The 12,496-nt window shown below is 72.9% G+C and carries 14 protein-coding genes and 1 pseudogene; 7 read left to right on the top strand and 8 right to left on the bottom strand.

The features are described 5' to 3' along the window. Position 1 precedes the first annotated feature (1 nt). The 5 genes from ACFMQL_RS38590 to ACFMQL_RS38570 are packed head-to-tail and all read left to right on the top strand — an operon-like array spanning position 2 to position 5,100. On the top strand, positions 2-1,180 hold the full coding sequence (locus tag ACFMQL_RS38590) for an SfnB family sulfur acquisition oxidoreductase (protein ID WP_364067796.1): 1,179 nt from the start codon (positions 2-4) through the stop codon (positions 1,178-1,180). After that, positions 1,177-2,547: an LLM class flavin-dependent oxidoreductase gene (locus ACFMQL_RS38585; RefSeq protein ID WP_364067794.1), complete on the top strand. Its 1,371-nt coding sequence runs from the start codon at positions 1,177-1,179 to the stop codon at positions 2,545-2,547. Before ACFMQL_RS38590 ends, ACFMQL_RS38585 begins: the two co-directional genes overlap by 4 nt. Positions 2,548-2,570: 23 nt before the next feature. Further along, positions 2,571-3,527 carry an aliphatic sulfonate ABC transporter substrate-binding protein gene (locus ACFMQL_RS38580; protein ID WP_378789730.1) on the top strand — a complete coding sequence of 319 codons (957 nt, stop codon included), beginning with the start codon at positions 2,571-2,573 and terminating at the stop codon, positions 3,525-3,527. Further along, complete coding sequence (locus tag ACFMQL_RS38575; RefSeq protein ID WP_364067791.1) at positions 3,524-4,357, top strand: ABC transporter permease subunit; 834 nt, start codon at positions 3,524-3,526, stop codon at positions 4,355-4,357. The genes ACFMQL_RS38580 and ACFMQL_RS38575 overlap by 4 nt, the downstream gene beginning before the upstream one ends. Beyond that, positions 4,330-5,100, top strand: coding sequence for an ABC transporter ATP-binding protein (locus ACFMQL_RS38570; RefSeq protein WP_364067789.1), 771 nt, complete (start codon positions 4,330-4,332; stop codon positions 5,098-5,100). Before ACFMQL_RS38575 ends, ACFMQL_RS38570 begins: the two co-directional genes overlap by 28 nt. 50 nt (positions 5,101-5,150) lie before the next feature. On the opposite strand, the gene ACFMQL_RS38565 is transcribed toward ACFMQL_RS38570, so the two are convergent. The 5 genes and pseudogenes from ACFMQL_RS38565 to ACFMQL_RS38545 all read right to left on the bottom strand — a co-directional run bounded on the left by ACFMQL_RS38565 (position 5,151) and on the right by ACFMQL_RS38545 (position 8,079). Next, the gene (locus ACFMQL_RS38565; RefSeq protein WP_364067788.1) at positions 5,151-6,287 is read right to left on the bottom strand and encodes an LLM class flavin-dependent oxidoreductase; all 1,137 of its coding nucleotides are present in this window, start codon (positions 6,285-6,287) and stop codon (positions 5,151-5,153) included. Continuing rightward, a complete protein-coding gene (locus tag ACFMQL_RS38560; RefSeq protein ID WP_364067787.1) occupies positions 6,277-6,564 on the bottom strand; it encodes a pseudouridine-5'-phosphate glycosidase in 288 nt (95 codons plus the stop codon). The genes ACFMQL_RS38565 and ACFMQL_RS38560 overlap by 11 nt, the downstream gene beginning before the upstream one ends. 9 nt (positions 6,565-6,573) lie before the next feature. Further along, positions 6,574-7,034 (bottom strand): annotated as a pseudogene (locus ACFMQL_RS38555) (DMT family transporter). Between the two features lie 2 nt (positions 7,035-7,036). After that, a complete protein-coding gene (locus ACFMQL_RS38550) occupies positions 7,037-7,510 on the bottom strand; it encodes a DMT family transporter (protein ID WP_364067786.1) in 474 nt (157 codons plus the stop codon). Continuing rightward, positions 7,507-8,079 (bottom strand): HAD hydrolase-like protein, encoded by a 573-nt coding sequence (locus tag ACFMQL_RS38545; protein WP_378789728.1) that lies wholly within the window; start codon positions 8,077-8,079, stop codon positions 7,507-7,509. Before ACFMQL_RS38545 ends, ACFMQL_RS38550 begins: the two co-directional genes overlap by 4 nt. A 236-nt stretch (positions 8,080-8,315) precedes the next feature. On the opposite strand from ACFMQL_RS38545, the gene ACFMQL_RS38540 reads away from it, so the two are divergent. Continuing rightward, positions 8,316-9,065, top strand: a complete 750-nt coding sequence (locus tag ACFMQL_RS38540) for a GNAT family N-acetyltransferase (RefSeq protein ID WP_364067782.1) — start codon at positions 8,316-8,318, stop codon at positions 9,063-9,065. 154 nt (positions 9,066-9,219) lie between these two features. On the opposite strand, the gene ACFMQL_RS38535 is transcribed toward ACFMQL_RS38540, so the two are convergent. Continuing rightward, the gene (locus ACFMQL_RS38535) at positions 9,220-10,047 is read right to left on the bottom strand and encodes a helix-turn-helix domain-containing protein (protein ID WP_378789726.1); all 828 of its coding nucleotides are present in this window, start codon (positions 10,045-10,047) and stop codon (positions 9,220-9,222) included. A 142-nt stretch (positions 10,048-10,189) separates the two neighbouring features. Here ACFMQL_RS38535 and ACFMQL_RS38530 point away from each other — a divergent pair, with 142 nt between their 5' ends. Then, the gene (locus tag ACFMQL_RS38530) at positions 10,190-10,915 is read left to right on the top strand and encodes an alpha/beta fold hydrolase (RefSeq protein WP_378789724.1); all 726 of its coding nucleotides are present in this window, start codon (positions 10,190-10,192) and stop codon (positions 10,913-10,915) included. A 15-nt stretch (positions 10,916-10,930) separates the two neighbouring features. On the opposite strand, the gene ACFMQL_RS38525 is transcribed toward ACFMQL_RS38530, so the two are convergent. Together ACFMQL_RS38525 and ACFMQL_RS38520 are read right to left on the bottom strand one after the other, a co-directional pair. After that, positions 10,931-11,737 carry an HAD family hydrolase gene (locus tag ACFMQL_RS38525; RefSeq protein ID WP_378789722.1) on the bottom strand — a complete coding sequence of 269 codons (807 nt, stop codon included), beginning with the start codon at positions 11,735-11,737 and terminating at the stop codon, positions 10,931-10,933. Next, on the bottom strand, positions 11,734-12,459 hold the full coding sequence (locus tag ACFMQL_RS38520; protein WP_378789720.1) for a glycerophosphodiester phosphodiesterase: 726 nt from the start codon (positions 12,457-12,459) through the stop codon (positions 11,734-11,736). The genes ACFMQL_RS38525 and ACFMQL_RS38520 overlap by 4 nt, the downstream gene beginning before the upstream one ends. Positions 12,460-12,496: the final 37 nt, after the last annotated feature.

Genomic DNA, 12,496 nt, shown 5'->3' with positions numbered 1-12,496 from the left:
CATGGCACATGTGATCAAGACCGATGACGAGGCGATCGCGATCGCCCGCGAGCTGGCCGCGACCTTCGCCGAGGGAGCGGTGCGGCGCGACGCCGAGCGCGTCCTGCCCGTGGCCGAGCTGGAGGCGCTGTCCGACAGCGGCCTGCTCGGCATCACCGTCCCCGCCGAGCACGGCGGCCCCGGCGTGCGCACCGCCACGCTGGGCGCGGTCATCAGGGAGCTGTCGGCGGCCGACGCCAGCATCGGGCAGATCCCGCAGAACCACTTCTGGTACCTCGACTCGCTGCGCGAGCACGGCAGCCCCGAGCAGCAGGCGTTCTTCTACGCCGAAGCGCTGGCGGGACGCCGCTTCGGCAACGCCGCCGTGGACGCGCGCGGCCCCAATGGCGAGCGTGAGCGTGCCACCCTGCGCCCGCACAAGGACGGCTACCTCATCTCCGGCCGCAAGATCTACTCGACCGGCGCGCTGTTCGCCCACTGGATCCCGGTCACCGCGCTCGACGAGGACTCCCACCGCGTGGCGTTCGTGCCGAGTGACGCGCCGGGCGTCACCGTCGTCGACGACTGGGACGGCTTCGGTCAGCGCACCACGGCCAGCGGCACCGTCCTGCTCGACGACGTGTTCGTGCCCGCCGAGCACGTGATGCGGGTGAAGCGGGCCGAGGTCAGCACGTTCCGCACCTTCGGCCTGCTCATCCACGCGGCCATCGACACCGGCATCGCAGAAGGCGCGCTCGCCGACGCCGCCGCCTTCCTGCGCGGCTACCGAAGGGGCGGCTGGCCGGGCGCCCAGCCGGAGAAGGTGGTCGAGGACCCGGTCGTCATCCAGCTCTTCGGCGAGCTGGCGGTGCTCACCAGGGCGGCACGCGCGCTGCTGGAGAGCGCCGGCGACGCCGTGGACCGGGCCAGATCGGCGCCGCCCGAGGACTTCCCCGAGCTCGCGGCGGAGGCGGCCGTCGCCATGGCCGCCGCCCGCGCGCAGGCCGACCGCGCCGCCAACCGGGTGAGCGCCGAATGGTTCGAGCTGGCCGGCGCCTCCGCCGTACGCGAGCCGCTCGGCCTGAGCCGGCACTGGCGCAACGCGCGCACCCACACCGTGCACGACCCGCGCCGGGCCAAGGTGCACGACGTCGGCAACTACCACCTCAACGGCATCGCCCCCAGGAGCTATCCCCGATGAGCCGCATCATCCACTTCAACCTCTTCGAGATGAACTGCGTCGGGCACATCCAGCACGGACTGTGGACGCACCCCGACAACAACCGCCACCGCTACACCGACCTGGAGTACTGGACCGACCTGGCGAAGCTGCTGGAACGCGGCCTGTTCGACGCCGTGTTCCTGGCCGACGTGGTCGGCGTCTACGACCGCTACCGCGGCGGGCCCGAGACCGCCATCCGCGAGGCCGTGCAGATCCCCGCCAACGACCCGCTGCTCGTCGTGCCCGCCATGGCCGCGGTGACCAAGCACCTGGGGTTCGCGGTGACGTTCTCCACCACGTACGAGCCGCCGTTCGCGCACGCCCGCCGCATGTCCACCCTCGACCACCTGACCAAGGGCCGGGTCGCCTGGAACATCGTCACCTCCTACCTGCGCAACGCCGCGCGCAATTTCGGCCTGGACGACGAGATCGAGCACGACCTGCGCTACGAGATCGCCGAGGAGTACCTGGAGGTGCTCTACAAGCTGTGGGAGGGCAGCTGGGAGGACGGCGCGGTGCTGCGCGACCGGGAGCGGCACATCTACACCGATCCGGCCAAGGTGCACGCCATCGACCACGTCGGCAAGCACTTCCGGGTGGCCGGCCCGCATCTGTCGGAGCCTTCGCCGCAGCGCACGCCCGTGCTCTACCAGGCGGGCAACTCCGACCGGGGCAAGGAGTTCGCGGCCAGGCACGCCGAGGCCGTCTTCACCGGCGCGGCGTCCCTGGAGGCGCTGCGCGAGGACATCGCCGACACCCGCCGCCGCGCCGCCGCCTACGGCCGCGACCCGGACCACATCACGTTCTTCCCCAGCGCCTCCGTGATCGTGGGCCGAACGCAGGCCGAGGTGGACGCCAAGATCGCCGACCTGCAGCGGCACATCCGGGTCGAGGGCTTCCTCGCGCAGCGCGGCAGCGGCATCGACCTCGCGGCCTACGACCCCGAGGAGTTCATCGACGACATCGTGGCGCGCGGCGGCGACTTCACCGAGCGGGCCGTGCGGCAGCTCGTGGGCCGCGGGCTGCGGGTGCGCGACGTGCTGGAGTCCATCGGCCGCATCGGGCGCGGCCCGTTCTTCGTCGCCGGCACCCCCGAACGGGTCGCCGACGAGATCGAGCGCTGGGCCGACGAGACCGGCGCGACCGGGTTCAACCTCATGCAGTACCTGTCGCCGGGCACCGCGGAGGACTTCATCGAGCTGGTCGTGCCCGAGCTGCAGCGCCGGGGCCGCTACCGCACCTCGTACGAGGACTCGACGCTGCGCGAACGCCTGCTCGGCCCGGGCATCCACCGGCTGCCGGACAGCCACCCGGGCGCCGCCTATCGAAACCTAGTAAATCAGTAGGTTTTGTAGGTAGTATGCGGTGCATGCGCAATCGGCCCTCACGGTTGTTCCTGAATGTCATGGGCGTGCTCGTCCTCCTCATCGGCCTGGCCGCCTGCGGCGGCGAGGCGTCGCAGGCCGCGGGCCGCGACGAGCCGCTACGGGTGGGCTATCAGCGATTCGGCGCCCTCACCCTGGTCAAGGCCAGGGGAGTGGCGCCGGATGTGACGTGGTCGCTGTTCGAGAGCGGTCCTGCGGCGACTGAGGCGCTCAAGGCCGGCTCCATCGACGTCGCCTACACCGGCGAAGCGCCGCCGATCTTCGCCGCGGCGGGCCGGATCGACTTCAAGATCATCAGCACCTCGGAAGAGGTGCCGCAAGGCGAGGCCGTCCTGGTCAAGGAGGACAGCGGCATCATCGGCTTCGAGGATCTGAAGGGCAAGTCGATCGCGCTCAACAAGGGCTCCAACGTCCACTGGCTGCTGGTCCGGCTCCTCGAGAAGCACGGCATGTCGATCGACGACGTGAACGTGAAATACCTCAAGCCGGCGGAGGGGCGGCCCGCGTTCGACAACGGGCAGGTCGACGCGTGGATCATCTGGGATCCGTACTTCGCGCTCGCCGAACGGCCCGGCGTCAAGGTGCTCGCCGACGCGACCGGGCTGGCCGGCAACCGCGAGTACCTGCTCGCCTCGCCCGAGGCGCTGGAGACCAAGTCCGCGCAGATCGAGCGGCTGCTCAAGCAGCTCCGCGAGACCACCGACTGGGGCATCGCCCATCCCAAGGAGCGGGCCCAGGCGATGGCGCCCGAGCTGAAGATCCCAGAAGACGTCGCCGAGCGCGCCCTGGCCCGCAGCGCCAGGCCCATCGCCCCGGTCAACGCCGGCATCGGGGCGGAGCTGCAGCGCATCGCCGACGGCTTCACCGCGCTGAAGCTCATCCCCGGCAAGGTGGACATCGCCGGGCGGGTGGACGACAGGTTCAGCGAGGTGCTGCGATGACCGCCACATCCGTACGGCCCGCGCGCACGGAAGGCGAGCGCACCCGCGTGCGGCGCAACCGGAAAGCCCCGCGCGCCGCCCGCTGGCGGCGGGCCGTCACCCCGGTGCTCCTCGTGGTGGTCTGGGAGGGCTGCTCGCGGGCCGGGATCCTGCCGCCGGACAAGCTGTCGGCCCCCAGCGACGTGCTGGCCGCGGGCTGGCGGCTGGCCGCCGAGGGCACGCTGTGGGTCAACCTCGTCGACTCGCTGCTCAGGGCCGTCATCGGCCTGGCCGTCGGCGGCGGGCTCGGGCTCGCGCTCGGCTCGATCGCCGGGCTGCTGCGCATCGGCGACGACCTCGTGGACCCGCCGGTGCAGATGGCCCGCATGCTGCCCCATCTCGGCCTGGTCCCGCTGCTGCTCATCTGGGTCGGCATCGGCGAGCCGCTGAAGATCACGCTGGTCGCGCTCGGCGCGTTCTTCCCCGTCTACCTCAACACCTACAGCGGCATCAGGGGCATCGACGAGCGGCTGGTGGAGGCGGCGCGGACCTGCGGGCTGTCCGCCGCCGCCCGGCTGCGCCACGTCGTGCTGCCCGGCGCGCTGCCGTCGCTCTTCCTGGGCCTGCGGCTCGCGTTCGGCGCGGGCTGGCTCAGCCTGGTGGTCGGCGAGCAGGTCAACGCCGACAGCGGGCTCGGCTTCATGATGATGGAGGCCCGCGAGTTCGCCCAGACCGAGGTGGTCGTGCTGGGGCTGGTCATCTACGCCCTGCTCGGCCTGCTGTCCGATCTGGCTCTGCGCACGTTGGAAGGGAGGGCGCTGGCATGGCGGCGCGGTCTGGAGGCGAGCTGAGCGAGGCCGCACCCGCGGCGGACGCAGCGTCGGACACGGCGGTGGTCGACGCGCGGGGCATCACCCGCGCGTACGGCGACAGGCTCGTCCTCGACGGCATCGACCTGCGCATCGGCAAAGGCGAGGTGGTCGCGCTGCTCGGTGCGAGCGGCTCGGGCAAGAGCACGCTGCTGCGCATCATCGCGGGCCTCGACTCCGGCGCCGACGGCGAGGTGCGCACCAGCGGCCACATCGCCGTGGTGTTCCAGGAGCATCGGCTGCTGCCGTGGAAACGGGTCGCCGACAACATCGCGCTCGGGCTGCGCGGACCGGACCTGGCCCAGCGTACGGCCGCCGCGCTGGCCGAGGTCGGGCTGGCCGACCGCGGGCGGGCCTGGCCCGCGGAGCTGTCGGGCGGCCAGGCGCAGCGCGTGGCCCTCGCCCGCGCGCTGGTCCGCGAGCCCGACCTGCTGCTGCTCGATGAGCCGTTCGCGGCTCTGGACGCGCTCAACCGGCTCAGGATGCAGGCGCTGTTCTTCCGGCTGCGCGACGAGCACGACTTCGCCGCCCTCCTGGTGACGCACGACGTGAACGAGGCGCTGCTGCTCGCCGACCGCCTGCTCGTGCTGGAGGACGGGCGCATCGCCGAGGACACCGCCGTGACGCTCCCGCATCCGCGCGCCCAGGACGACCCGGCCTTCGGCGCGCTGCGCCGCCACCTGCTCACCCGCCTGCGCGTGCCCCTGCTCCCCGACCAGTCCTGACCCGGGGCCGGAGCGCCCGCCCCTCCTCCGGACCCGGGCGCCCCGGCCGGTCAGATCCCGGCGACGATCTTCTCCAGCAGGTGCGGGCCGCGCTCCGCGCCCTCGCGGTCCCGCTTGGCCACCTCCTCCCTGACGATCGGGATGACGTACCGGCCGAAGTCGATGGCGTCGCCGAGCAGGTCGTAGCCGCGCGCGGAGATGATGTCCACGCCCAGGTCGTAGTAGTCGAGCAGCGCCTTGGCCACGGTCTCGGGAGTGCCGACCAGCGCGTTGGAGTTGCCCTCGCCGCCGGTCGCGGCGGACGTGGGCGTCCACAACGCCCGGTCGAAGCGCTCGCCCCTGGCGGCGATCGCGATCAGCCGCTGCGCGCCGGTGTTCTCCGGCCCCTCGGGCGCGTGGCCGCGCGGCGGCCTCCTGGTCGCCCGCCGCGCCTTGATGGCCTCGACCGTGCGGTGCGCCTTCTCCCAGGCCAGCTCCTCGGTAGGGGCGATGATCGGCCGGAAGGCCGCCTGGATGCGCGGCCGGTCCGTACGGCCCGCCGCCCGCGCCGCCGCCCACACCGACTCGATCTGCTGGGCGGTGTCGGCGAGCGGCTCGCCCCACAGGCAGTAGATGTCGGCCTCAGCGCCGCCGGCGGCGTACGCGGCGGGGGAGGAGCCGCCGAAGGAGACGCCGGGACGCGGCCGCTGCACCGGGAAGACGTCGCTGACGTAGTCGTAGAAGCGGTAGTGCTCGCCCTCGTGGTCGAACGGCTCCTTGCTGGTCCACACCTTCTTGACGATCTGGATGTACTCCTCGGTCCGGCTGTAGCGCTGGTCCTTGGTCAGCGTGTCGCCCTCGCGGCGCTGCTCGTGGTCGTTGCCGCCGGTGATGAAGTGGATCGTCAGCCGCCCGTCGCTGATGTGATCGAGCGTCGCGAACGAGCGCGCGGCGTAGGTCGGGTAGGACACGTTCGGCCGGTGCGCGAGCAGGATCTGCAGCCGCTCCACCTTCGCCGCCAGCCAGGCCGCGGCCGGAGTGGGGATCGGCGTGTCGGACCCGTAGGCGAACAGGACCCGGTCCCACCCGTGGTCCTCGTGGGCGCGGGCGAGCTTGAGGGTGTAGTCCTTGTCGAACGACGGGCCCGAGCGGGCGGTGGTCTCCGAGGAGTTGTTGGTGTAGGCGATGCCGAGGAACTCAACGGGCATGGGTGCGTCCTTGTCGGAGAGCGGATCGATGGCGGGTGTACGCGGCCGCGAGCACGCCGCCGACCTCGGCGGTGCTGATGAGCACCGCCATGGTGGCCTGCGAGGCCCGCCCGCCGGTGACCTCGTCGGCGGCTCGCATGAGATATCGGGTGATCGCGTTGCCGGTGACGCCGTCGCGCTCCGCGGCGGCCGGCGCCTCACGTACGGCGGCCTCGGCCACGGCGGAGTCCACGGGGTCCTCGGCCGCGGGGTCCTCGGCCACGGGGTCCTCGGTCACGGGGGCCGATCACTTCTTTTCGGTCGGGCACGGATGGATCTCCCTCTGACGGAGACGGGCTGACAAGCCGGGCAGGGTGAGGCCCAGGAGCACGAGCACCACGCCGGCCAGCCTGATCGGCGCGGGCAGCGCGCCCTGCTGTATGCAGTCGATGACCACGGCGGACAGCACCTGCCCGCTGATCACCAGCACGGAGGCGCTCATCGCGCCGAGCCGGGGAAGACGTAGCTGTTGACCGCGACGAACAACGCACCGAACACGCCGCCCGCGTACGCGGCGATCGGCGTGTCCGTCACGTCCGGCCAGGTGCGCAGCACGAGCAGCACCGCGCTGAGGAAGACGAAGCCGACCACGTGGTTCCAGACGGACGCGCGGAACGCGCCCTTGCGGGTGCTGAGCCGGCCGTTGATCGTGCGGCTGGTGCCGATGAGGACGCCGTTGAACAGCGCCAGGGCGACGAGGAAGAGCATGGTCACGCCCCTCCCGCGACGATGAGGACGCTGCCCGCGAGCACGCAGGCCGCCACCGCCAGGTCCATGAGCGTGATCCGGCGCTGCGGCGTGTGCAGCAGGCCGAACCGGTCGGAGACCGTGCCGAAGATGATCTGTCCGGTGAGCATCAGCGCGACGGTGCCCGCCAGGGCCAGCTCGCTGTTGACCGCGATGGCCGACAGGATGACGACGAGAGCGCCCGGGATGCCGCCCAGGTAGTACCAGAGCGGCGCGCGGGCCGGGCCATCGCCGGTCGCCGGGTCGGGAGCCGGTGCACGGCGGGCGAGCGCCAGCGCCAGGAGCGCGGCCACCACGGCCCCGAGCCCGTGCGCGGCCCACGAGGCGTAGAGGGCGTCGGTGTACCCGGCGAGCACGGCGTTGGCCTGGGTCATCAGCGTGAGCAGCACGCCGCCGGCGATCGCGAGCGCCCAGTCGAGCGCGCGTCCCCCGCTCATCGGGCCTCCTCCCCGGCGCCCTGCCGCGATCCTGCGGCCTGCGGCGACCTGACGGTCTGTCGCGATTCGGCGGCCTGCGGCGACCTGACGGTCTGTCGCGATTCGGCGGTCTGCGGCGACTCGACGGCTTGCGGTGTTTCGACGGTCTGTCGTGGGCCGGCGGCCTGCGGCGCATCCCGCCGGGTCGCTTCGCCGCCCGCCGGCTCGGCCTTCGCCAGGGTGACGACCTCGCCGATGGCCTCGCTGGTGGCCACGGCCAGGACGCTGCCGCGGGCACGCAGCCCCGCCGCCCCCTCGGCCACGCCCGGGAAGATCAGCTCGCGGGCGCGCGGCAGCTCGGTCTCCTTGAACAGGCGCCGGCGGTGCGGGATGGCCTCGGCCACCAGCGCGCCGCCGGGATCCGCGCCCAGCAGGTCGCCGAAGGCGCGCTGGAGCGGGAGCCTGGTGGTGGTGCGGATGGCCGCGGCGGCGGGGGCGGGAGCGTCGAGCGCGCCGAACGCGGCGGTGAAGGTCTCGACGATGGCGCGCGGCGTGTCGACGAGCGTCCCGTCGAGATCGAACACGGTCACGTGACGCATGGCATCCTCTCCGGCTGCTGCAGCTTCAACGTAAGAAGGAATTCTCGATAAATCAAGTGGGTTATGCATGGAATAAAATCCCTAATAACAAGTAGACCTTGACGGATTTTCGCAGCCCGTGCTGAGCTGGGCCGTGGTTCACGGAGGTGAAGGGGAGCCATGCACGGCGAGATCACTGGAGCCGAGGCGGCCCGCGACGGCCGGATCGTGCCGGATAAGGTCGGGGCATGACCGCATCCACCTCCTGCGCAGCCCGCGGTGATGCCCCCGATTCTCCCGTCGAGGACGTGCTGGACGACCCGGTGCGCGCCGCCCTGCTCGGGCCGCAGGCGCACTTCGCCGTACGGCGCGGCCAGGTGCTGCGCTACGCCTTCGAGGTCTCCCCGTTCGTGTCGCTGCCGCCCGAGCCCGGCCTCGCCGACTGGCGTGACGCGGCGGCGCTGGCGGGCGCGGACGGCACCGTGCTGATGACCGGCCCCATGCCGGCGCCGCCCGACGGCCTGGCCGAGGTCACGGAGATCACCGGCTACCAGCTCACCGGCGAGGACGTCGCGGGGGAGAACGACGACGAGGTGGTGCGGCTGGGGCCCGCCGACGTGCCGGAGATGCTGGACCTCGTCCGCCGCACCCAGCCGGGGCCGTTCCTCCCGCGCACCGTCGAGCTCGGCGTCTACCTCGGCATCCGCCGGGGCGGCGCGCTGGCGGCGATGGCCGGCGAGCGGATGCGCCCGCCGGGCTGGACCGAGATCAGCGCCGTCTGCACCGACCCCGCGCACCAGGGTCAGGGGCTGGCGCGGCGGCTGATGCTCGCCGTCATCGCGGTCGTCAGGGAGCGCGGCGAGCAGCCGTTCCTGCACGTCGCCGACGGCAATCCGGCGATCCGCCTGTACGAGCGGCTCGGCTTCCGCATTCGCCGGCCCGTCACGTTCCGCATCGCCCGGCTGACGGCGCCCGCCAGGGTCGAGTCCGGGTCATAAGCCCCCGGGAGCCTCAGGAGGGCACGCGCGTAACGGACACCGAGGTCTCCGGTGGGAGCGCGCGTGATGGGGCGCCGGAGCTTCAGACGGGGGCGCGTGTGAGTGGGGCGCCGGGGCCTCAGGCGGGGGCGCGTGTGAGTGGGGCGCCGGGGCCTCAGGCGGGGGCGCGTGTGATGGACGCGAGCAGCGCCAGCTTCTCGGCGCTGCCGGTGCCGGGATCCGGGTGCATGACCACGAGCGTCCGGCCCGGCGCGCCCTGCACGCCCAGCCGCTCCCGGTTCAGCCACAGCTCGCCGACCTGGGGATGAGCGAGCAGCTTGGCCGCGCCCTCGCAGGTGCCGACGTCGTGCCGCGCCCACAGCCGGGCGAAGTGCGGGCTGGCCAGCGACAGCTCGCCGACCAGCTCGATGAAGCGAGGATCGTCGATGTCGGTGCCCACGGACGCGCGGAACCCGGCGACCATGCCCGGCGCGGCGTTCTCCCAGCCGGGGTGCAGGGCCTGCTCGGCGGGGTCGAGGAACGTGTCGCGCAGCCGGTTGCGGCCCGCCGCGAGCCGCGGTGACAGGGCGGTGGCCAGGTCGTTGGCGGCCAGCACGTCGAGGTAGCGGCCCTCCACGTACGCGGGCAGCGGCAGCGCGGCGATCAGCTTGGCCACGCCCTCGGGGACGGACTCCTTGCGCGGCCGCCGCCGGCGCCTGCGCGGCCGCTGCGCGCCGAGGCGGAGCAGGTAGGCCGTCGCGTCGTCGTCGAGCTGCAGCGCCCGGGCGAGCGCTTCGAGTACCTGCGGTGAGGGGTTGCGGTCGCGCCCCTGCTCCAGGCGCAGGTAGTAGTCGGCGCTGATGCCGGCGAGCAGCGCCACCTCTTCACGGCGCAGGCCGGGCACGCGCCGTACGCCCGATGCGGGGATGCCCGCCTGCTCGGGAGTGACGAGCTCCCGCCGGGCGCGCACGTAGTCGCCGAGAAGGTTGGCTCTGTCGCTCATGCGCCCCACGCTACGCCGTGCCCCGGCGGGCGTGCCTGGTCCTGCCGCCCCCAGGATCGCGGGGGCTCTGGCCCGGCCACCGCTACCCGGGAAGCCTCGTGTCCCGCACGAACACCGTCGCACACGAGTCTGGAGCTTCACCATGTCGACGTACGTCTTGATCCACGGGGCCTGGCACGGCGGGCGCTGCTGGGATCGGGTGGTCCCGCTGCTGGCCGAGGCCGGGCACCGGGTGCTCGCGCCCTCCCTGACCGGCTGCGGCGACCGGGCCCGCCTGCTCGGCCCGCACGTGGGGCTGGACACCCACGTCGCCGACGTCGCGGGACTGCTCGCCGATGAGGACCTCACCGACGTGATCCTCGTCGGCCACAGCTACGCCGGGCTCGTCATCACGGGGGCGGCGGGCCGGGTGCCGGGACGCGTCGGCCGGCTCGTCTACCTCGACGCGATGGTCCCCGAGGACGGCGAGCGTGCGGTGGACGTACAGCCCATGACCCAGGCGCTGCTCGACGCCGCGGCCGCGTCCGGGGAGGGCTGGCGGGTGCCGCCGATGCCCGAGCTGCCGCCGCCCGCCGGCCTGTTCGGGGTCACCGACCCGGCCGACCAGGCGTGGCTGCGGGGGATGCTGTCGGACATGCCGCTGCGCTGCTTCCAGCAGCCGGTCAGGCTGGGCGACCCGGCCGCGCGCATGATCCCGCGTACGCACATCCACTGCACGGCAGGCGTGCCCGAGGGCATCGTGCGCCTGCCCGTCCCCGAGGTCCAACCCGACGGGAGTCCCGCCCAGGTGTGGGAGCTCCCGACGGGCCACGACTGCATGATCACCATGCCGGACGAGCTGGCCGGGCTGCTGCTCAAGCTCGGCTGAGCCCGCGCCTGCGGGTCAGCCGGCTCTGGCGGCCAGCAGCGAGGAGAGGCGGTCGACGGTGACATCCGCCAGCTCCATCACCACCGCGCCGTGCCCGTCGCCCGCGGTGCCGCCTGCGGTGCCGCCCGTCGTGCCGCCCTCGGGGACGGCCACGACCAGGCAGCCCGCGGCCAGCGCCGCCGCGATGCCCGGCGGCGAGTCCTCCAGCGCCACGCAGTGACGCGGATCGACCCCCAGCCGCCGGGCCGCCGTCAGGTACGCCTCCGGATCCGGCTTGGGCAGGCTCACCTCGTCGCCGCACACCACGGTGTCGAACGTGCCGGGTTCGAGCTGGGCCAGCACCTCGTCCACCAGGACACGGTGGCTCGACGTCACCAGCGCCGTCGGTACGCCGCTCCGGCGTACCGACGCCACCACCTCCTGGGCGCCGGGCCGCCACGGCACCCCGAGGGCGAACAGCTCCCTGGTGCGTTCCAGCAGCCACGCCGCCGACTCGTCGGCGTCGGCCACGACGCCGAGGTCGTCCTGCACGAGCTGGGCGGAGTCGCGCAGGTTGCGGCCGACCACCTGGCGGCGGATCTCCGGCCGCAGCGTGCCGCCGAGCTTCTCCGCGAGATCGGCGAGGCTGACGTCCCAGAGCGGCTCGCTGTCGAACAGGGTGCCGTCCATGTCGAACAGCACCGCCGCCATGGGCGGGACGCCGCGGCCCACCGGATGGGCGCTCCCGCCCGCCGGATCAGGGGCGCCGCCCGCCGGATGAGCGCCGCCCGCCGGATGAGCGCTGCCCGTCGGATGAGGGACGCCGTCCGCGCTTACGGTCAACCCAGCTCCTCGGCGAGCCAGCGCCGCACCGTGCGCGGGTCGTCGCCGGTCGTGCCGTCCACGCCCAGCTCGATCCAGTGGCGCAGGTCGTCCTGGGTACGGGTGGGCCAGCCGTGCACGGGGAAGCCCTCCTCGTGCAGCCGCTCGACGATCTCGGCCGTCAGCCCCTCGCCGCCGCTGTGGATCCGGCTCGACCCGGTGTCCTCAAGGAGCTGCCGGTAGCCGCCCGGGTGCTTCTCGGCGTCGGTCCACTTGGACACGATGATGCCGCGCGGGATGTGCGGCAGCTTCTGCGCCACGGTCGCCATCGCCTCGACCGAGAACCCGGTGAGGATCGTCCGCTCGGCGTGGTCGGGGTGCCGGAGGAAGAAGTCCGTCAGGGCCTCGATGGCGGCCAGGTCCTTGATTTCGAGCTGCACGAACCTGGTCGTCGCCTGATACATCTGCTCCAGCGTGGGAACCCGCTCGCCGCCGCCCACGTCCACCGCACTGATCCGCGACCAGGGCAGCCGCGCGACCGGCCCGAGGTCCTTGCCGGTCGCGTCGGCAGCGGTCCTGTCCAGCGTCGCGTCGTGCAGCATGAACAGCTGCCCGTCGGAGCTGATGCGGACGTCGGTCTCCAGCTCGTCGACGCCGACCTCCTCGGCCACGCGGTAGGACGCGATGGTGTTCTCGGGCGCTTCGGCCATGGCGCCTCGGTGCCCGACGATGGCAAATGCCACGATCTTCCTTCCTCAGTGACTTGTTGTGTCCATGACG

The organism is Nonomuraea fastidiosa (assembly GCF_042751225.1).
Taxonomy (GTDB): Bacteria; Actinomycetota; Actinomycetes; order Streptosporangiales; family Streptosporangiaceae; genus Nonomuraea; species Nonomuraea fastidiosa.
Note: the sequence above shows the minus strand (reverse complement) of the source record. Positions and strands in the feature narration are given on the sequence as shown.

Excerpts from the sequence above, each read along its gene's own strand:
- ACFMQL_RS38590 (WP_364067796.1), top strand. The coding sequence starts at position 2 with ATGGCACATGTGATCAAGACCGATGACGAGGCGATCGCGATCGCCCGC.
- ACFMQL_RS38535 (WP_378789726.1), bottom strand. The coding sequence starts at position 10,047 with ATGAGCGACAGAGCCAACCTTCTCGGCGACTACGTGCGCGCCCGGCGG.
- ACFMQL_RS38575 (WP_364067791.1), top strand. The coding sequence starts at position 3,524 with ATGACCGCCACATCCGTACGGCCCGCGCGCACGGAAGGCGAGCGCACC.
- ACFMQL_RS38540 (WP_364067782.1), top strand. The coding sequence starts at position 8,316 with ATGACCGCATCCACCTCCTGCGCAGCCCGCGGTGATGCCCCCGATTCT.
- ACFMQL_RS38580 (WP_378789730.1), top strand. The coding sequence starts at position 2,571 with ATGCGCAATCGGCCCTCACGGTTGTTCCTGAATGTCATGGGCGTGCTC.
- ACFMQL_RS38530 (WP_378789724.1), top strand. The coding sequence starts at position 10,190 with ATGTCGACGTACGTCTTGATCCACGGGGCCTGGCACGGCGGGCGCTGC.
- ACFMQL_RS38550 (WP_364067786.1), bottom strand. The coding sequence starts at position 7,510 with ATGAGCGGGGGACGCGCGCTCGACTGGGCGCTCGCGATCGCCGGCGGC.
- ACFMQL_RS38585 (WP_364067794.1), top strand. The coding sequence starts at position 1,177 with ATGAGCCGCATCATCCACTTCAACCTCTTCGAGATGAACTGCGTCGGG.
- ACFMQL_RS38565 (WP_364067788.1), bottom strand. The coding sequence starts at position 6,287 with ATGCCCGTTGAGTTCCTCGGCATCGCCTACACCAACAACTCCTCGGAG.
- ACFMQL_RS38570 (WP_364067789.1), top strand. The coding sequence starts at position 4,330 with ATGGCGGCGCGGTCTGGAGGCGAGCTGAGCGAGGCCGCACCCGCGGCG.